The following is a 249-nucleotide window of genomic DNA, read 5'->3' on the forward strand; positions in this document are numbered from 1 at the left end:
CCGGCCACGACACGGCCGACCAGTCGTAGCCGTCGAAGGTCTTGGGCGCCGGCAGCGCGCAGCGCCTGAGCAGCGTCGCGCGCTTCGAGGCCTCGCGGCTGGACCTCTCCGCCTCGAGGTAGCCCGCCAGGTACTCCACCTGTTTCGGGGTGCCGAGCCTCGACCACTCCTCCAGGACGGCGGTGGTGAGCGAACATGACCGCCCGGCCTCCACGACCCTGCGGGCCAGCTCCTCGCTAGCGGCCATCG

The 249-nt window shown here is 72.3% G+C and carries 1 pseudogene; it reads right to left on the reverse strand.

What is annotated here, in order from left to right:
- A pseudogene (locus tag RX395_RS10235) lies at positions 1–249 on the reverse strand (ATP-binding protein); the annotation flags it as partial.

This window comes from Collinsella aerofaciens, from assembly GCF_032584215.1.
Classification (GTDB): domain Bacteria; phylum Actinomycetota; class Coriobacteriia; order Coriobacteriales; family Coriobacteriaceae; genus Collinsella.